We start from the raw sequence: 19,313 nt of genomic DNA on the forward strand, positions 1-19,313 counted from the left end.
TCCGGTTTCTGGATGACAGACACACCACCGACAGCACCCTCTGGGTGCTGTTTTTCTATTCCCGCAGTCTTTTCGTCCCTACGCTACCGCTATTCCATGTTGTGACGCATCGAACGGCTCCCCTGACTTCAGCACTCCGTACGCCACCTGCGCCAGCTTGCGCATCATCGCCCCTATGATAACTTTCGCGCGTTTGCCATTCCCTTCCAGTCTCTTTCTGAACGCTTTTCCCCACGCCGTGTGATACAGCGCTGATATTGCTGGCATATATAATGCTCTGCGCAACTGAACCGGACCCGCTTTACTCATCCGGCTCGCCCGCATCACGCTACTGCCTGACTCATGCTGCACCGGCGTCAGCCCTGCATACGCGGCGAACTGCCGCGCTGTGGCAAACCTCAGCTTCAGTCCCGTATACGCCAGCAGGACCGCCGCCGTTTTCTCGCCGATACCCGGGATGCTGTTCAGCAGCTTCCGCCGTTGCTTCATATCCGGGTCGTTGTCCGTCAGGTCTTTTATCTGTTTTTCGATACGTTTCAGTTCAGCACTCAGGCACTCCAGGAGCACATCGATGCTCGCTAACTGGACCTCCGGGGCTGTTTCCTGACGGTTTTTCTCCTGCGTCTGCATCTCTGTCAGCGCCTGATGCCGTAACACCAGCGCTTTCAGGGCTCGCTCTGTCGGGTGCGGTGCCTCCCATGCTGACGGACGTTTCTCCCGGCAGAAGTGCGCCAGCATACGGGCATCGACTTTGTCGGTTTTACTGCGCAACCCTTCACTACGGGCGAAGGCGGCACTCAGGGCGGGGTTGATAATGGAGACGGTATAACCGGCATCACTCAGATACGCGGCAGCCTCTTCCATGTAGGTACTGGTGGACTCCATGCAGACATGGGCATGGTTCACATCATGGCTGCGAAGCCAGCGGACAAGCGCTTCATGTCCGGAGGGCGTATTTTCGAATTTTTTACCGCGATGTCGACCATCAGGGCGCAGGATATCAACATCGAGCTTAGCTTTGGCTACATCAATGCCGATGAAGTACAGTTCATTTTCCATAGTGAAACCAACCTTGCGAATACGGGTTACCGGTGAAAGCCGGTCCATGATACTGTCCGGTTTATCACATGAGAAAGAACGGCAGTCCGGTGCAAAGATCTACGGAACAGGCGCGAAAGCCTAAGCCCGGACACGGCATCCGGACCGCCATCAGAGAGAACTGGCCGGTTCTTTCTGATGGAGTCATCATACAAGCCCGGACAGATGCGCGGCATCGCCTCCGGGACACCGGCAAAGCATCACCCGATGCTCGAAATCTCCTCCAGCGACACTTTGCGCGTTTCGATACCAAAGCAAAACAGAATTAGCGCGCAGAGCACCAGCATCACGCCGAGAACAATGAAAACGGTGATTGAACCATAGCGGGTCAGCAACACGGCCACACCATAGGGCGTAAACACCGCGACAATTCGCCCTACGGCGTTCACAAAGCCCGAACCACGTAGCCGAAGATGCGTCGGCCACAGTTCAGGCACGTAAACCGCCGAGGCAAAACAAACGTACATGTAGAGGAAAAAGATCATCACCAGGCCATAGCTCAAAATGGCCCACTCCTCGGTTTGTATTGAATAGAAATAACCGAGCAGCGCAATAATAATCAGCAGCGATGAGCCAAATAATCGCCGCGGAAAACGGTCAATAACCAGCGCGGCAATAAAAATCCCCACCGGCGCGCCAATCATAATAATCGCCGTCATTAAAATAGATTTTGTCACATCGATCCCCGAATTAACAAAAATCGTTGGGATCCACACCGTAATGGTATAAAGCGAAATATTCATCGCGATCAGCACGGTAATCGCCACCAGCGTGCGTTGCAGCATCTGCCCTTTAAACAATAGCCAGAAGGAACCACTTTCCGGGTACTCGTCCGCCTTCAGTTCGCTATTCTGGAAATCTGGCAAGATAATGTTCTTCTCTTTCTCGATTTGCGCTTCCACTTCCAGGAGATGTTTTTCCGCGGCGCTTCGCTGCCCTTTTCCCGCCAGCCAGCGAGGAGATTCAATAAAATACTTACCGGACAGATACCAGGCCAGCAGCATTGCCACTCCGCCGAGCAAGAACATCATCCGCCAGCTTAAAAAAGCAATAACCACGACGCCAATTGCCGCTGATAGCATCGGCGACCAGTTGCCAACAAATGACAACCGTGCGGACCATTTGCCGCGAACGGCGGGCGGAATAAATTCAGTAAATGAGGCGTAACCGACCATGATCAGCGCCCCCATTCCCGTGCCCATCAGGCAGCGGAAAAAGATTAGCCAGTACATGTTAGGGACAAAAGAGGCCGCGCTTGCGGAGATCCCGACAATCAGCAGGTTAATGCGAAATGCTTTGCGCCGCCCAAGATAATCGCCAATAAAACCGCCGGTCAGCGAGCCGATAAAATAGCCGAACATCAGCGCCGAGGTAAATGCGGCATTAAGATAATTATTTGACCAGCCGTTGCTGACTAATTTTGCCAGCACCACGTTCCCGGAATAGCTAAGAAAACCGGTGACTAATAAACTGAAACTAATAATGCCGAAAATACGAAAATGAAATCGAGATAAGGGTAAGCGATCTAATCTTGCGCCGATAGGGTCACAATGTTCCATCTGGATGCCTCAAATTCAGCTAAAATATAAAGTATGGCGATCGCGGCAGAGTAAAACTTGCCGCGCCATCCATCATCATTAATTTTTGGCATTAACCCGATGCGATTTTAAATAATACCACCCAGCCTGACGTTAATAGACAAGTTGAATATTATTTTCTTTGCAAAATGCAATCCACTCCGCACCCGGTGCCTTATTGGTTATAAGATAATTAATATGACTAAAATCGACTAACTGGACAAAGGCTTTACGATCGAACTTAGAGTGATCGACCAACAGGGCCACTTCTGTCGCCTGACGGATCATCGTTTTCTTGATTTCCGCCTCCGCTTCATTAGAGTCAAGTGCCCCGCTCTGCATGTCCAGGCCTTTGCAGCTCATCACCATGATATCAACATGATAGCGGCTGATAATCTCTTTGGTGATCCGCCCCTGTAACGATAGCGTGTTCTTATTCAGCTCACCGCCGGTAGAAACCACTTTAATTTCCGACTGCGCAAGCTCATGAAATGCTTCCGCCGAGTTGGTTAATAACGTGAGGTCGTTTCTTTCCTTGAGCAGCTTTAATAATTCCATGGCGGTACTGCTGGAGTCAGCAGCCATAGTGGTTTTATTTTTAATAAACGGTAATGCATTGTGAGCAATAATCTGTTTTTCTTCAAAGAAAGACTTTGCGCGCTTATAAAAATGAATATTGTCGGACAACGCAGTAGTATTTAATACTGCCCCGCCATACGTTCGGGTCAAAAAACCTTCATCTTCGAGCTTTTCCAGATCGCGGCGAATGGTTTCCTCAGTCACCTGAAAAATTGAGCTTAAATTAGAGACCGCCACTTTTTTATCATTAGCCACCATTTGCTTAATGGCCTGAATTCTATCTTTTGCCGCCACGATGACACCTCTGTTTCCTGCAAAGTAATAATAAGACCTTAGTATCTCACAGGCTATGTTTATTTTCAAAAGAACATGTCTGAATCACAGATTTAAATACTCTTTTACACAGAAACAGAGGTTAGTAACATCACTCTTATTTCGTATCCAACGCCTCTGCCATTCGCCTCATCAATAATGAATCATCATCGGTTAACGAGATCGTCAGGGCTTCGACGTTCTCACGTACCTGCTCTGGTGCCGTCGCCCCGCTTAACAGGGTGATTAAATCACTCTGCTTTAAAATCCACGCCAGCGCCAGCGCCGGGATCGAGCAACGATATTTATCGCACAGTGGCTGCCACTGCTCGAGCATATCAATCACCCGCAGCATATTTTCCCGCTGGAACCAGACTTTGTTGGCCCGCGCACCGCCAGGGACATAATCCCGCGTGATGGTTCCGGTTAACAGCCCCTGCTCAAGCGGTGAGTAGACCTGCACGATGATGCCATTCTGCTGGCATAGCGGCAGCAGTTCAGCTTCCAGCGCCCGATCAAGGATGCTGTACTTGGCCTGGATGATATCCAGCTCGCCGTGCTTGAGATACTCCTTGATATGCCCGGCATCCACATTCGCCGCGCCAATAGAGCGGATTTTCCCCTCTTTCTTGAGCGCGTTAAGCGTATCCATGGTTTCCGCAATGGGCGTAAAGCAAGGCTCTACCGACTGCCAGTGGGTCATATAAATATCAATGCTGTCGATACCGAGCCGTTGCAGGCTGGCGTCCACCTCTTCGCGAATCGACTCAGGCGTAAGGTTTTTATACAGCTGGCGGTCGCCCACTTTGTTAAACAGGCTGCCTTCCCGCTCCCAGACAATGCCGCATTTGGTTTCAACAACGATCTCGCCGCGCGGCAGCTTTTTCAGCGCCTGACCAACAATCACTTCGCTATTACCGAAGTTGTAGCCCGGCGCGGTATCAATCAGATTAATGCCGCAACGGTGCGCTTCAAGAATGGTGTCGATACACACCTGCAAATCAAGATCGCCATTCCATGCCGGACCGCCGCCGATGGCCCAGGTGCCCAGCCCCATGCGGGAGAGCGTAATATCCGTACTGCCTAAAGGAATCATTTTCATCTGCCGCTATTACCCTTCGTATTCGTCGAGAAGTTGTTCAACCAGCTTTCTATTTTTCACGCCCGTCGTGGCACCCACGCTGAGTACCGATATCGCCGCCGTCGCGTTGGCAAACAGCGCGCAGTCGCGAAGCGGTTTGCCTTCAAGCAGCGCAGAGATAAACCCCGAGGCGAAATTATCTCCCGCGCCGATGGTGTCGATGGCGGTAATTCCCGACACCGCCGGGACCTCCATTTTCATATCAGCACGCTTGATAAAGCAGCCTCTCTTGCCGGTTTTAATCACTACCGTTTTCACACCGCAGCTCAGGAAACTATCGGCGATTTCATCCAGCGTCTCTTTCCCGGTGAGCAGTTTTGCCTCGTCAAAATTGGGAAACAGATAATCCACGTAGCTCAGCGCCTCACGGATGTCGTCCAGGGTTTCATTCAGCCGCGGTTTAATCATATCGGCGCAGATAATGAGCTTATGCGCTTTCGCCTGAGTGAAAATAGCCGTTAACGCTTTGCCGTTCAGCAAGGGACTATTAAAGATGCTTGCCAGCGACAGTAGCTTTGCCTGCGAGAAACGGTCAAAATCAACATCGTTAATATTCAGTTTCCACAGGCTGCCGTTGCGGTTGGTGACAAAGGTGCGTTCACCATCGGCTGTGACTAAACCCACGTTAATGGAAGTATCAATATCCGCATCCTGTTTCAGGCTCTGAATATCCATATTCTCCCGACGGCAGTGGTCGACAATAAAATGCCCCGCAGCATCGTCACCTACCCGGCTTATTAACGCAGTACGATGACCGAGACGAGAAATAATCGTCGCTTCATTAATCGCGTCTCCCCCGGTGGTCATGGCAATACGTTCTAAGGGATAAGAATCTACATCAAAGATATTTTTACTCACCGGCTGCAAGGGAATATCAACAATAGCCGCCCCTATACAAATAACCTCGATCTTATCCATATTGTCATTCCGCTTTACCGTCTGAACCAAACAATTTGATTTTCTCCAGCGCGCGCTCTTTTACGGCTTTACGTACTTCACGCTCTACGTGCAGGAACGGCTGGTCCTGGTTCTCCTGCACCGCCACCATCGCGGCCTGGCACAGTTCGGTGTGAATATTGATTTTCGAAATGCCTAATGAAATGGCTTTCTTAATATCCGCATCGCTAATGCCGGAGGCACCATGCAGCACCAGCGGAACGGATACCGCCTGGCGCACGCGTTTAACCACGTCAAAGTTCAGTTTCGGTTCGGAGGTGTAGACGCCGTGCTGGTTACCAATCGCTACCGCCAGCGAGTCACAGCCGGTACGCTCGACAAACTCAGCCGCCTGGCTTGGGTCAGTGTAGTGATAACCGGCCAGCGCCTCTTCGTAGACCGTTTCATTCCCCACATGGCCCAGCTCTGCTTCGACCGGAATACCCAGCGGGTGGAAGAAATCGACCGCCTCTTTGGTCAGGCGAATATTTTCTTCGAAATCAAAAGCGGAAGCATCACGCATCAGCGAGTTCATGCCGTGGGTCCAGGCGTTATGGATAATCTCCATACTGCGTCCGTGATCCCAGTGGGTAATGACCGGTACCGAGGCCTTTTTCGCCATAGAAACCATCATATGCGAAAAATCTTCAAACGAGGTATTGCCGACAAACCCGGTGCCGAACGAGATAATTACCGGCGATTTCGACTCTTCCGCCGCATCAATCACCCCCATTAACATTTCCGCATTCCACACGTTAAAGTGGGCAATAGCATAATGTTTATTCTGGGCATCGTTTTCCCAATATTTAATATCTGCTAGCATGGTTATTTCTCCCTTTTCAATTAATTAATGATTAACTTTAATAACGCCTTTAATAATGTCGCGTTTGTTATTAACGGATTCATCAAACGCGCGCTGAACATCTTCATAATCGTAAATATGCGTCACCATCGACTTCACATCGAAACGACCGGAGGAGATGGCCTCAATGGTGACCGGATAGCGGTTGGCATAGCGAAAGACGGTCTGAATCGAGACTTCACGGTTAATTTTGAGGAAATTAATCGCCGAATCACCGGGTACCGTGCCGACAATCATGATTTTGCCGCCACGCATCACCAGATAAGGGGCCTGCTTAACGGTGATGGCTGAACCGGCGGTTTCAAAAACAATATCGGCCCCCATTTCGCCTGAGAATTGCTGGCAGCGGACTACCGTGTCCTCTTTTGCCCCGTTGATGACGGTCGTCGCCCCAAGCTTCTCGGCCATGGCCAGGCGTTTTTCCAGCACATCCACCACCGCAATGTCGGTTGCCCCCATGCACTTACAGGCTTGCAGAGTCATTAAACCGATACAACCGGCCCCCAGAATGACGATTTTCTTCCCTGGTTTAACATCCGCCAGCATCGCGGCATGCATCCCTACCGCCGCAGGCTCTACCAGCGCCCCTTCCATGGTGTCCATATTATCGGGCAGCTTGTAGGTGAAGCTCTCCGGGTGACACAGATAGTGGGTTAGCGCACCGCGATAATTTGGCTGGGTAGCCATAAAATCGACATCCGGGCAGATGTTGTATTTACCTTCCAGACAATAACGACAGTGGCCGCACGGCACGCCGGGCTCAATATTGACCCGGTCGCCAGGTTTAAATTTGGATACCCTACTCCCTACCGCCACCACCGTACCCGCGCATTCGTGCCCGAGGCCAATTTCCTGGTTGGGGTCTTTTGGCGGAATAAAAGGACCCGATTCGAAACCATGAACATCTGAGCCGCAAATACCGACGTATTCAATTTTAATCAGCACTTCATGCTCTTTCGGTACCGGCATATCGGCGGTGATAATCTTCATCGTGCCGGGCGTTTTTAATATTGCTTTTGAATTTTGCATTTTCTTTCCCATCAATATTATTTGCTGGTGGCTGCATCAATACCGAGACTTTCGACAGAGACACCTTTGGTTTCAATTCCGATAGTAGCGATGGCAATGGCGACAATAATGGAGACCGCCCCGAGCAGTACAAACACTCCCGTCACGCCGTAACTATTAAGCAATACTGCGACCGCGTAAGGCGCAGCGATGCCGCTGATACGCCCCACCGCATTTGCCAGTCCGGAGCCACGCAGTTTCGCTTCGGTTGGCCATATTTCCGGTACATATACCGCTGAGGCGTAGCAAACGTACATATACACAAAGGTAATCAGGAAGAAGCCTATTAACGTAATCAGCAGCATGCTGGTTTGCAGCGAGTAGATATATCCCAGCACGGCGATTAATACTAATAAGCCCACCCCCATGGTCTTTCTGGGAATTTTATCCATCACCAGCATGGCGATAAATATTCCAAACGGCGCACCAAACATACTCATGGTATTTAAGACAATGGAATCTTTCAGGTTAATGCCCTGGGTCATAAATATCGTCGGCAGCCAGTTAATTAAGGTGTACTGCACGACGTTCATGGCAATCAGAACAAAGGAACCTAAAATAACGCGCTTGAGTAATACGCCGGTTAATAAAGCCGAATACGGAACAGAGCGCGGTGCCTTGCCGTCATCTTCTATCACCACTGGCGGCAGTGGCTTACCGGTCTGCTGAACCACGCCCTCTTCTATTGCCCGCATCACTTTTTCGGCTTCCGCGTAACGTCCACGAGACTCCAGCCAGCGAGGCGACTCGGGGAACCAGCGCCAGGCAATGGCGGTGGCAATCAGCGATAGCACCGCCGGGATCAGCAGTTGCACGCGCCAGTTCCATTCAGCACTGATTAACGGCGTCAGTCCCATCGCAATCAGCGAGCACAGCGGATAAGACCAGTTACCGATAAACGAGACCCTACTGGACCAGGTACCGCGATTTCTGCCAGGCATATATTCGGTGAACCCGGCAAACAGAGTCACCAACAGCGCACCTAATCCCACCCCCATCACAAAACGGCAGGCAATAAGGAAGGTCATATTTGGCGAAAACGCCCCCACGACCATGGCGATAATATGAATCGCTTCATACAGGATAAAGGCATTTTTGCGCCCGGTTTTATCCCCGATAATTCCCCCGGCAAGCGCACCGAGAAACATTCCCGCCGTGGTAATGGCGGAAAACGTAGCGGTGGTGGAATTATCGGTCCAGCCAAGTTCTTTTAACTGCGCGAGAATTAATCCGCCGACGGCATTACTCCAGCACACCAGTAATCCAAAGGCGACCATGGCAAACATCGATGAGTGCCAGCGACAGTCAGGCAGCCTGTCCAGCCTGGCGCCGCAGTGCGGTTTTGCTATCTGTTCCATCCGGGAACCTTCCTTTAATAAATGGGGTTATTCATCAAAGTCGTAAGTCATGATCACTTTAATCGCGGTTTTATCGACCATGGCGTCAAAGCCTTCTCGCCATTGCGACAGGCCGATACGGTGAGTGATCATTGGTTTAACTTTGATCGCGCCGCTGGCCAGCAGGCGGATGGCGTTGCGCCAGGACGTGGAGTCATAGGCCATATGACCAATGATGCTTTTGTTCCACGCAGTGATGTCGTTGATGGAGAAATCGAGAGGTTTAAAGCCCATGCCGACGCGAACGACTTCACCATTCGGGCGCAGCATTTCGATCGATTGTTTAAGGGCGATATTGGCACCGGAGCATTCGATGACCAGCCCCAGATTGTCTTTACCGCAGATTTCCTGGCAGCGCGCGACCACATCTTCGGTGGAACCGTTAACAACAGCTGTCGCGCCCAGCTCTTTGGCGATCGGGAAGCGTACAGCAACATCCTCTTCCAGCCCGACCATCACGATATTGACGGCCCCCATAATGCGCGCCATTTGGACCGAAAAGAGGCCCAATGGACCGGTACCAAAGACCACCACATCCTGGCCTGGAAGGAATTTAGATTGCTGGGCGATAGATTTGTAGGCGTTGCAGATGGGATCCAGCACTGCCGCTTCTTCATAATCAACGCCCTGCGGAATTTCCCACAGCGCGTGACGGTGAATTTTGAGGATTTCCCCCGGCACCAGACAGTATTTCGAAAATCCACCGCCCCAGGTATTGTTGTCCAGACCCAAATTCACTTTTTCTGTGCAACACAGAAAATCACCTTGTTCGCAGGCTGGACAAACGCCGCAGACGTGTCCGCTGTTGTCAGAAACCACCCGCTGGCCAACTTTCCAGTCCTTGACCTTTTCCCCCACCCGCACAATGTTGCCCGCAAATTCATGGCCACGAACGGAGTTGAACTGGTCGGAACCGCTGTCGACATTGTAATGCTTCATGTCCGCGCCGCAGATGGCCGCCGCTTTGATTTCAATCACTACGTCATCCGGACCGCATACCGGTTCCGGAACCTCAATCATCTTATAGCCGCCAAAGGCCTTACCAAATCTTGCCAGTGCTTTCATTGCGTCTTCCTTTGTGTTTAGTTTGCATCAGTGGCACCAATACTTAACCACAATATCTTCAAGGTCAACATTAAATCTTTAAAACACAGATAATGATCTGCATTTCACAACTTAGATCACAAATACCGCGAAATGGGTGCTACATGAAGGTGGAGGATTGGAAGAAAGAAAAATCGACAGGCGTGCCGCTGCGCTTATACGTACAGCCGTGAACACCTTCGCAGTTTTGTACTGTGGATGATGCTAGCCTGCTAAGGTTGTTTTTTCGCCACGCCATTTCCGTGGCGTGTTTGTTTTTAATGTCTTTTTTAGTCAAAGAGGATCAGATATGAAACTTTTGCCTTTGTTGGCAGCATTACCCCTGCTCTGCGCGAGCGTTGTTTCCGCTAACTCACTGATGTCCGTCGGCTACTTTAACGGCGGTGGTGACGTCACTGCCGGTCCCGGCGGCGATATCGATAAACTGGACGTGCGCCAGATTACCCATCTCAACTACTCGTTTGGTCTGGTCTATAACGACGAAAAAGACGAAACCAACGACGCTCTAAAAGACACCAGCAAGCTGCATCAAATCTGGCTATCACCGAAAGTGCAGGCTGATTTGCAGAAAATTCCCACATTGCGTAAGCAGAATCCGAATCTGAAAGTTCTGCTTTCCGTCGGCGGCTGGGGGGCACGCGGCTTCTCTGGCGCAGCGGCAACGAAGGAGACCCGTGCGGTATTTATTCAGTCAGCACAGGGTATTGTTGAAAAATATGGTCTTGATGGTATCGACCTCGACTGGGAGTATCCGGTCAACGGCGCATGGGGGCTGGTCGCCAGCCAACCGGCCGACCGGGATAACTTTACTGCCCTGCTGAAAGAGCTACGGGCGGCCTTTGGGCATAACAAGCTGGTCACCATTGCCGTGGGCGCAAACGCGGAGAGTCCGAAAAGCTGGGTGGATGTGAAAGCGATTGCCCCGTCGCTTGATTACATCAACCTGATGACATACGACATGGCGTACGGCACCCAGTACTTCAACTCCAACCTGTATGACTCGACGCAGTGGCCGACGGTGGCGGCGGCGGATAAATACAGCGCCGATTTTGTAGTCAATAACTATCTTGCCGCTGGTCTAAAACCGAGCCAGATGAACCTGGGAATTGGTTTCTATGGCCGGGTGCCTAAACGCGCCGTCGAGCCGGGCATCGACTGGAGCAAACCTGATGCACAGAAAAATCCGGCGACGCAGCCTTACTTCGAAGCACAGCAAGTTGAGCTGTTCAAGTCGTTAGGCTTTGATCTGACCAAAGATACCTATGTGAAATACAACGACATTGTGGCGAAGCTAATCAACGATCCGCAGAAGCGTTTTACTCAGCACTGGGATGATGAAGCGAAGGTCCCGTGGTTGTCGGTGCAGTCGGCTGACGGTAAAGCGCTGTTCGCCCTCTCCTACGAGAACCCACGCTCGGTGGCTATCAAAGCGGAGTACATCAAGAGCAAGGGCCTGGGAGGCGCGATGTTCTGGGAGTACGGCGCGGACGATCAAAACCAGTTAGCGAAACAGCTCGCAGAGACGTTAGGGATCAAGCACTGATCGACTCTGTGCCATGCCAGGCACAATAGGTTATGATTATCACCATCCGCTGCGCCAGACATTGGCGCAGTTTTTCATTTTCTATAGGAGGCATGGGGTCTTATGGCTTTTATCCCCAAAAACTACGCCCGTCTTGAAGTCGGTTATCGCGAAAAGGCGCTAAAAATTTTTCCCTGGGTCTGCGGGCGCTGTTCGCGCGAATTTGTTTATTCGAACCTGCGTGAGTTAACGGTGCACCATATCGACCACGATCACTCCAATAACCCGGAAGATGGTAGCAACTGGGAGATGCTGTGCCTGTATTGCCACGACCATGAACATTCCAAATACACTGAAGCCGATCAGTATGGCTCCACGGTGGTGGCGGGCGAAGATGCGCAGAAAGACATCGGCGAAGCAAAATACAACCCATTTGCCGATCTGAAAGCAATGATGAATAAGAAGTAACGCCAGGCGCTCATTACGCTTCAGCGCCCGGCGTTCAACAGCCGGGCCAGGCTATCAGGATTTAAACGTCGCAATCGGTTCAGGCGTAATGCCAAACTCAACCTTTAGCTGCTGCTTGCTCTTCATCACCATTTGTCCGTTGGTGTCGATAGTCATATGCTGCGCTTCAACGTTGTGTCGGGCCTGCCAGAGCATAACCAGTTGCAGACTGTTCTCCTTCTGCTCCGCCGTTAACGCCACGCCATCCGGCCATTTCCCCAGCTCCACTGCCGTCGCCAGACGCTGATAAACTTCCGGCGTCATGCTATCGATAATTTGTTCAATTTCCATCTTCCGCCAGCCCCGCTTTGGAATAATTTGCTGAATCGGTTTTTCAACCTTTAATTTGCTCACCATTTTCATCATTGGTGAAGCTTAAAGACGCCGAATTAACACAAAAACGCTCGCCGGTGGGTTGCGGACCGTCCGGGAACACATGTCCAAGATGAGCATCGCATTTTCCGCAGCGAATTTCAGTGCGCTGCATACCGTGGGAGTAGTCCGTTAGATAACGGATCGCGTCCTCGCTGACTGGCTCATAAAAACTCGGCCAACCACAGCCTGAATCATACTTGGTTTGCGAGTGAAACAGCGCTGCATCGCACACCAGGCAGTGATAGACGCCATCGCGTTTGTTGTGGAGTAGCCGCCCGGTGAACGGCGGTTCAGTACCGTGATTCTGCGTCACGTAAAACTGCATCTCGCTCAAATCTTTTTTGAGCTCGTCCGAGGAGGGTTTATTCGACATTGGCTTGCTTCTCGCTGTGTAAAGGACAACTTTTCGCGTCAATTCTAACAAAATATTAACAATGAAGCGTGAACTTTTGTTCTAAACTTAGGCGATGCCAAAAGGCAGCTACGCAATTGTGATTAAGATCACGTTTTTATCTTTAATGCCCTTTAAAATTCCGGGCGCAGCCCCCATATGGAATTGGGCTCAAAGGGAAAGTGGGGTAAATCAATCGCGCAAAGGTATGCTGAGGATTGATTTGTCGCAATGATTGACACGATTCCGCTTGACGCTGCGTAAGGTTTTTGTAATTTTACAGGCAACCTTTTATTCACTAACAAATAGCTGGTGGAATATATGACTATCAAAGTAGGTATCAACGGTTTTGGCCGTATCGGTCGCATTGTTTTCCGTGCTGCTCAGGAACGTTCTGACATCGAGATCGTTGCAATCAACGACCTGTTAGACGCTGACTACATGGCATACATGCTGAAGTATGACTCCACTCACGGCCGTTTCAACGGTACCGTTGAAGTGAAAGACGGTCATCTGATCGTTAACGGTAAAAAAATCCGTGTTACCGCTGAGCGTGATCCGGCTAACCTGAAGTGGAACGAAGTAGGCGTTGACGTAGTTGCTGAAGCAACTGGTCTGTTCCTGACTGACGAGACTGCTCGTAAACACATCACTGCTGGCGCGAAAAAAGTCGTTCTGACTGGCCCGTCCAAAGACAACACTCCGATGTTTGTTAAAGGCGCTAACTTTGACAAATACGAAGGCCAGGACATCGTTTCTAACGCATCCTGCACCACTAACTGCCTGGCTCCGCTGGCTAAAGTTATCAACGACAACTTCGGTATCATCGAAGGTCTGATGACTACCGTTCACGCGACCACCGCAACTCAGAAAACCGTTGATGGCCCGTCTCACAAAGACTGGCGCGGCGGTCGTGGCGCAGCTCAGAACATCATCCCGTCCTCTACCGGTGCTGCTAAAGCTGTAGGTAAAGTACTGCCAGAACTGAATGGCAAACTGACCGGTATGGCGTTCCGCGTTCCGACTCCTAACGTATCTGTTGTTGACCTGACCGTTCGTCTGGAAAAAGCTGCTTCTTACGAAGAAATTAAGAAAGCAATCAAAGCTGCTTCCGAAGGCGCAATGAAAGGCGTTCTGGGCTACACCGAAGACGACGTTGTATCTACCGATTTCAACGGCGAAGTTTGCACTTCAGTATTCGATGCTAAAGCAGGTATCGCTCTGAACGACAACTTTGTGAAACTGGTTTCCTGGTACGACAACGAAACGGGTTACTCCAACAAGGTTCTGGACCTGATTGCTCACATCTCCAAATAAGTTGAGATGAGAAAGTAATCTGTAAGAGCGACTTCGGTCGCTCTTTTTTTTATCTGAGCATTAAAGGATTGCGTAATGATTGATAAAATTTTTGCTCTCCCGATTATCGAACAGCTTACCCCTGTCCTCTCCCGCCGTCAGCTTGATGACCTTGAGCTAATCGTCGTTGACCATCCGCAGGTTAAAGCCTCCTTTGCCCTCCAGGGCGCTCACCTGCTCTCCTGGAGACCTGCCGGAGAAGAAGAAGTTCTGTGGCTCAGCGGTAACACACCGTTCAAAAATGGCGTTGCCCTGCGCGGCGGCGTGCCGATTTGCTGGCCGTGGTTTGGCCCAGCGGCACAGCAAGGCCTGCCTTCACACGGCTTCGCGCGCAATCTGCCGTGGACGCTGAAAGCGCATAAAGAAGACGACAACGGCGCGGTGCTGACCTTTGAACTGCAAAGCAGCGATGCGACTCGCCAGTACTGGCCGCACGAATTCACGCTATTAGCCCGTTTCAAACTGGGTAAAACCTGTGAGATTGAGCTGGAAGCACACGGCGAATTTGAAACCACTTCCGCCCTGCACACCTACTTCAACGTTGGTGATATCGCCGCGGTGAAAGTGAGCGGCCTTGGCGATCGTTACGTTGATAAAGTCAATAATGCCGAAGAGGGTGTATTAAGCGACGGCGTACAGACGTTCCCTGACCGTACCGACCGCGTTTATCTGAATGCGGATGCCTGCAGCGTAATTCATGACGACGCGTTGAACCGCAACATCGACGTTATCCATCACCATAACAGCAACGTGGTAGGCTGGAACCCAGGACCGGCGCTTTCTATCAGCATGGGCGATATGCCTGACGATGGTTATAAAACCTTCGTCTGTGTAGAAAGCTGCTGCGCGATCGAGCCACAGAAGGCCAGCGAAGAGAAACCTTCGCGCCTGGCGCAAACCATTCGCGTGGTGAAACGCTAAGATCCAGATTGGATAGTCTTGTATTTGTACCGGGCGGCGGCCAACGCCTTGCCCGGCCTACTGTACTTAAGCCCCGCTGAGTCGGGGTTTTTCTTTAAACCATATCCAGCGGCGTTTTTCTTCCCGGTGCCGGATAGGCTTTATCCAGAAGCGCCAGCTCCTCGGCACTGAGCACAATTTCCAGCGCCGCAGCGTTTTGCTCTACGTGCTCGATGCTTGCTGCTTTTGGGATAGCCAGCACACCCTGATGGCTAATCACCCACGCCAGCAGCACTTGTGCGGCGGTGACGCCTCGAACTTCAGCGATATTTTTCACAACGGTATGATTTAAAAGTCCATTGCGCAGGCGTCCGGCCTGAGCAAGCGGGCAGTAGGCCATCACCGGCAGCCGCTGCTGCTGGCACCACGGCAGCAGGTCATGCTCGATACCGCGGGAAGCCAGGTGGTAGAGCACCTGATTGGTCGCGCACTGATCGCCACCGTCCGTCTGCCAGAGCTGCTGCATATCATCGTAATCGAGATTCGACACGCCCCAGCGACGAATTTTCCCCTGCGCCACCAGCGCTTCCATGCCTTCAACCGTTTCCTGCAATGAATAATCGCCGCGCCAGTGCAGCAAATACAGATCAAGATAGTCGGTATTCAGGCGGCGCAGGCTGGCTTCGCAGGCGCTGGCTATTTTGCGCCCACCAGCATTCCAGGGATAGACTTTGGAAACCAGCACTACACGGTCACGCTGCCCGCGAATCGCTTCGCTCACCACCTCTTCCGCACCGCCATCAGCGTACATTTCCGCCGTGTCGATAACCGTCAGCCCCAGATCGATGCCCGCACGTAGTGCAGCGACCTCCTGAGCATGCAGCGCCTGATTTTCGCCCATATACCAGGTACCCTGACCAATTACCGGGACTGCATCATGCTCACCAAAACGTATTGTCCTTTCTGCCATAAATTCCTCCTGTCGTTTGATTGCACCACCGTAATGCAAAACAGGGCATTACGCCCTGTTTTGATGCACGAATTGCCTTGTAAAGAAGCACAATCAGAAGGAGTAAGTGATCCCGGTAGAAATCACACCGCTCCAGGATTTGTCCACCATCGGGCTATCGGTGATTTCGTCAGACAGGCGGGTATAGCGCGCAACGCCGTATACGCTCCAGTCGCCGAGGAAACGATAGTTTGCCGACAGCTCCAGGTACGGGTTCCAGCTGCTATCCGGATCGTAGCTACGCATACCGCTGCGATCTGATTCATGCTTCGAAACGCCATAGTAGTACTCGTTCTGATTGTCGCTATTCCACTCCACGCCAATACCCGGCGTAAGCGTCAGGTTACCGTTGGTATAGCGATACAGCCAGGCCAGATCCCACACAATGCCGTTACTGTTATCCAACGTATCGCCTGCCAGGGCGGTACGCAGGAAACCGTACTGTGTATGGTGTTCGTAAGAAAGCCCGGCCATCACTGTAGATTTACGTTTATCCAGGCGACGCATTTGCTGGCTGTCACTATCACCCGGCTTAAAGTACATCGGCGACCAGTAGGCGGTAATCGAGAGCTTATCATTGGTATCATTCCACAGGTAGTAACCACCACCTAAACCACGAAACCAGAAGTTATCGCTCTCATAATTAATAACAGGCACCGGGTAAACATCAGCATCGTACTGCTTGTAAGGATGTTCGACGACACCCACACCCGCACCCAAAGTGAACTTCCCTTCAGCGTGTACGACGGATGCTGAAGTCACAATCAACACACCAAGTGCCAGAAGTTTGATTTTAGTCACGATCCATATTCCTGTTGTCAAATAATCAGCGCAGGCAGTTTAACGTTGTAAACGTCATGCCTCAAATTCTTTACCTGTCATTACACTAAACTAACTAATTTCTCATCCTCAGATGACTGCAGGCTGACAACAAAATGACAGCGTGATGACGCCCGTTGACAAGACGTGAGTAAAGCCGTCGCTTTTCTTGATGAGTTATTGATATGTCATTGAAATTGATTTTCTGTGCCATGCAAGTTTTCCAAATGCATCTACGCTTTAATTTAGAAGAAGTAATTGCGGGGCACGTTATCCAGAGACTTCGCCAACCTGGCATAAGGGTTGCTGGAGAATCAGTGAACGTTGTGCGGCTTACCTCTTCCGGGAGCTCCCACTATTCATATGAACGGCTCTCAACCTGTGCTAAATACGAAAGGACGGCATGCCATGAATATATTCGATCACTATCGCCAGCGTTATGAAGCTGCCAAGGACGAAGAGTTCACACTGCAGGAGTTTCTTACCATCTGTCGGCAAGATCGCAGTGCTTATGCTAACGCAGCAGAAAGATTGCTGATGGCCATCGGTGAGCCGGTCATGGTCGATACGGCCCTGGAACCCAGGCTATCCCGTCTCTTTTCAAACCGGGTTGTCGCACGCTATCCGGCGTTTGAAGAGTTTTACGGTATGGAAGATGCCATTGAGCAGATTGTTTCTTACTTAAAACACGCCGCTCAGGGGCTGGAAGAGAAGAAACAAATTCTGTATCTGCTGGGACCCGTGGGCGGCGGTAAATCATCGCTTGCCGAACGCCTGAAGTCCTTAATGCAGCGCGTCCCGATTTACGTTCTGAGCGCCAACGGGGAGCGCAGCCCGGTTAACGATCACCCGCTGTGCCTTTTTAATCCGCAGGAAGATGCGCAGATTCTTGAGAAAGAGTACGGCGTGCCTACCCGCTATCTGGGGACTATCATGTCGCCATGGGCGGCCAAACGTCTGCATGATTTCGGCGGCGATATCACTAAATTCCGCGTGGTCAAAGTCTGGCCATCCATACTGGAACAGGTTGCCATCGCCAAAACCGAGCCGGGTGACGAGAACAACCAGGATATCTCCGCGCTGGTGGGGAAAGTGGATATCCGTAAGCTGGAACACTACGCGCAGAATGACCCGGATGCCTACGGCTATTCCGGCGCCCTGTGCCGTGCCAACCAGGGGTTGATGGAGTTTGTGGAGATGTTCAAAGCGCCAATTAAGGTGCTGCATCCGCTGCTGACCGCCACTCAGGAAGGGAACTATAACGGGACCGAAGGGATCTCAGCCCTGCCGTTCAACGGGATTATCCTTGCCCACTCCAACGAATCGGAATGGGTTACCTTCCGTAATAACAAAAACAATGAGGCCTTCCTCGACCGTGTGTATATCGTCAAGGTACCTTATTGCTTGCGCATCTCGGAAGAGATCCGTATCTACGAAAAACTGCTTAACAACAGTGAACTGACCCATGCGCCTTGCGCCCCAGGCACCCTGGAAACGCTATCGCGCTTCTCAATTCTGTCGCGCCTGAAAGAGCCGGAAAACTCGAGCATTTACTCAAAAATGCGCGTTTATGATGGCGAGAGCCTGAAAGATACCGATCCGAAAGCGAAATCCTACCAGGAGTATCGCGATTATGCCGGTGTCGACGAAGGGATGAACGGCCTGTCCACCCGCTTCGCCTTTAAGATCCTTTCGCGGGTATTCAACTTCGACCACGCGGAGGTCGCTGCTAACCCGGTACATCTGTTCTACGTCCTGGAACAGCAAATCGAGCGCGAACAGTTCCCGCAGGAGCAATCCGAGCGTTACCTGGAGTTCCTCAAAGGCTATCTGATCCCGAAATACGCTGAGTTTATCGGTAAAGAGATCCAGACTGCCTACCTTGAATCCTATTCTGAGTATGGGCAGAACATTTTTGACCGTTATGTCACCTACGCCGACTTCTGGATTCAGGATCAGGAGTATCGCGACCCGGATACCGGTCAGTTGTTTGACCGCGAGTCGCTGAATGCGGAACTGGAAAAAATCGAGAAGCCGGCCGGGATCAGTAATCCGAAAGACTTCCGTAACGAGATCGTCAATTTTGTGCTGCGCGCCAGAGCACATAACAGCGGGCGTAATCCAAACTGGACCAGCTACGAAAAACTGCGCACGGTTATTGAGAAGAAAATGTTCTCCAATACCGAAGAGCTGTTGCCGGTTATTTCCTTCAACGCGAAAACGTCAACCGATGAGCAGAAGAAACACGATGATTTTGTCGACCGCATGATGGAGAAAGGTTATACCCGCAAGCAGGTTCGTCTGCTGTGCGAATGGTATCTGCGGGTCCGTAAATCATCCTGATAGACCAGCCCGACAGG

At 51.3% G+C, this 19,313-nt stretch carries 18 protein-coding genes; 5 read left to right on the top strand and 13 right to left on the bottom strand.

What is annotated here, in order from left to right:
- Positions 1 to 78: 78 nt before the first annotated feature.
- The 9 genes from ACMYSL_RS17015 to ACMYSL_RS17055 all read right to left on the bottom strand — a co-directional run bounded on the left by ACMYSL_RS17015 (position 79) and on the right by ACMYSL_RS17055 (position 10,035).
- Positions 79 to 1,059 (bottom strand): IS110 family transposase, encoded by a 981-nt coding sequence (locus ACMYSL_RS17015; RefSeq protein ID WP_434663922.1) that lies wholly within the window; start codon positions 1,057 to 1,059, stop codon positions 79 to 81.
- Positions 1,060 to 1,298: 239 nt separating this feature from the next.
- On the bottom strand, positions 1,299 to 2,657 hold the full coding sequence (locus tag ACMYSL_RS17020) for an MFS transporter (protein WP_304258389.1): 1,359 nt from the start codon (positions 2,655 to 2,657) through the stop codon (positions 1,299 to 1,301).
- A 132-nt stretch (positions 2,658 to 2,789) separates the two neighbouring features.
- Positions 2,790 to 3,548, bottom strand: a complete 759-nt coding sequence (locus tag ACMYSL_RS17025; RefSeq protein WP_110273574.1) for a DeoR/GlpR family DNA-binding transcription regulator — start codon at positions 3,546 to 3,548, stop codon at positions 2,790 to 2,792.
- A gap of 136 nt (positions 3,549 to 3,684) precedes the next feature.
- A complete protein-coding gene (gene ydjG / locus ACMYSL_RS17030; protein ID WP_434659160.1) occupies positions 3,685 to 4,668 on the bottom strand; it encodes an NADH-dependent methylglyoxal reductase in 984 nt (327 codons plus the stop codon).
- 9 nt (positions 4,669 to 4,677) lie between these two features.
- The gene (locus ACMYSL_RS17035) at positions 4,678 to 5,625 is read right to left on the bottom strand and encodes a carbohydrate kinase family protein (protein ID WP_434659161.1); all 948 of its coding nucleotides are present in this window, start codon (positions 5,623 to 5,625) and stop codon (positions 4,678 to 4,680) included.
- Positions 5,626 to 5,629: 4 nt separating this feature from the next.
- Entirely contained in the window at positions 5,630 to 6,466 is an 837-nt protein-coding gene (locus ACMYSL_RS17040) for a ketose-bisphosphate aldolase (protein ID WP_096757304.1), read from the bottom strand.
- Between the two features lie 24 nt (positions 6,467 to 6,490).
- The gene (locus tag ACMYSL_RS17045; protein WP_434659162.1) at positions 6,491 to 7,534 is read right to left on the bottom strand and encodes an NAD(P)-dependent alcohol dehydrogenase; all 1,044 of its coding nucleotides are present in this window, start codon (positions 7,532 to 7,534) and stop codon (positions 6,491 to 6,493) included.
- 17 nt (positions 7,535 to 7,551) lie between these two features.
- On the bottom strand, positions 7,552 to 8,931 hold the full coding sequence (locus tag ACMYSL_RS17050; protein ID WP_142515113.1) for an MFS transporter: 1,380 nt from the start codon (positions 8,929 to 8,931) through the stop codon (positions 7,552 to 7,554).
- A gap of 27 nt (positions 8,932 to 8,958) precedes the next feature.
- Positions 8,959 to 10,035 (bottom strand): zinc-binding dehydrogenase, encoded by a 1,077-nt coding sequence (locus ACMYSL_RS17055; RefSeq protein WP_112217053.1) that lies wholly within the window; start codon positions 10,033 to 10,035, stop codon positions 8,959 to 8,961.
- 328 nt (positions 10,036 to 10,363) lie between these two features.
- Between ACMYSL_RS17055 and ACMYSL_RS17060 the strand changes: the two genes are divergently transcribed.
- Together ACMYSL_RS17060 and yajD are read left to right on the top strand one after the other, a co-directional pair.
- A complete protein-coding gene (locus ACMYSL_RS17060) occupies positions 10,364 to 11,617 on the top strand; it encodes a glycoside hydrolase family 18 protein (protein WP_434659163.1) in 1,254 nt (417 codons plus the stop codon).
- 102 nt (positions 11,618 to 11,719) lie between these two features.
- Positions 11,720 to 12,064: an HNH nuclease YajD gene (gene yajD / locus ACMYSL_RS17065; protein WP_112217055.1), complete on the top strand. Its 345-nt coding sequence runs from the start codon at positions 11,720 to 11,722 to the stop codon at positions 12,062 to 12,064.
- A gap of 54 nt (positions 12,065 to 12,118) precedes the next feature.
- On the opposite strand, the gene ACMYSL_RS17070 is transcribed toward yajD, so the two are convergent.
- Positions 12,119 to 12,394, bottom strand: coding sequence for a YeaC family protein (locus ACMYSL_RS17070; protein WP_110273659.1), 276 nt, complete (start codon positions 12,392 to 12,394; stop codon positions 12,119 to 12,121).
- A 43-nt stretch (positions 12,395 to 12,437) separates the two neighbouring features.
- A complete protein-coding gene (gene msrB / locus ACMYSL_RS17075) occupies positions 12,438 to 12,851 on the bottom strand; it encodes a peptide-methionine (R)-S-oxide reductase MsrB (protein WP_182238028.1) in 414 nt (137 codons plus the stop codon).
- A 339-nt stretch (positions 12,852 to 13,190) separates the two neighbouring features.
- Here msrB and gapA point away from each other — a divergent pair, with 339 nt between their 5' ends.
- Together gapA and ACMYSL_RS17085 are read left to right on the top strand one after the other, a co-directional pair.
- On the top strand, positions 13,191 to 14,186 hold the full coding sequence (gene gapA / locus ACMYSL_RS17080; RefSeq protein ID WP_110273585.1) for a glyceraldehyde-3-phosphate dehydrogenase: 996 nt from the start codon (positions 13,191 to 13,193) through the stop codon (positions 14,184 to 14,186).
- A 75-nt stretch (positions 14,187 to 14,261) separates the two neighbouring features.
- Positions 14,262 to 15,146 (top strand): D-hexose-6-phosphate mutarotase, encoded by an 885-nt coding sequence (locus tag ACMYSL_RS17085; protein WP_434659164.1) that lies wholly within the window; start codon positions 14,262 to 14,264, stop codon positions 15,144 to 15,146.
- A gap of 94 nt (positions 15,147 to 15,240) precedes the next feature.
- Here ACMYSL_RS17085 and ACMYSL_RS17090 read toward each other — a convergent pair whose 3' ends face one another.
- Positions 15,241 to 16,095 carry an aldo/keto reductase gene (locus ACMYSL_RS17090; RefSeq protein ID WP_434659166.1) on the bottom strand — a complete coding sequence of 285 codons (855 nt, stop codon included), beginning with the start codon at positions 16,093 to 16,095 and terminating at the stop codon, positions 15,241 to 15,243.
- Positions 16,096 to 16,188: 93 nt separating this feature from the next.
- Complete coding sequence (locus ACMYSL_RS17095) at positions 16,189 to 16,935, bottom strand: MipA/OmpV family protein (RefSeq protein WP_182238022.1); 747 nt, start codon at positions 16,933 to 16,935, stop codon at positions 16,189 to 16,191.
- Positions 16,936 to 17,361: 426 nt separating this feature from the next.
- On the opposite strand from ACMYSL_RS17095, the gene yeaG reads away from it, so the two are divergent.
- Complete coding sequence (gene yeaG, locus ACMYSL_RS17100) at positions 17,362 to 19,296, top strand: protein kinase YeaG (RefSeq protein WP_181482625.1); 1,935 nt, start codon at positions 17,362 to 17,364, stop codon at positions 19,294 to 19,296.
- The last annotated feature ends 17 nt before the right edge of the window (positions 19,297 to 19,313 follow it).

Source organism: Klebsiella sp. MISC125, assembly GCF_051131775.1.
Taxonomy (GTDB): domain Bacteria; phylum Pseudomonadota; class Gammaproteobacteria; order Enterobacterales; family Enterobacteriaceae; genus Klebsiella.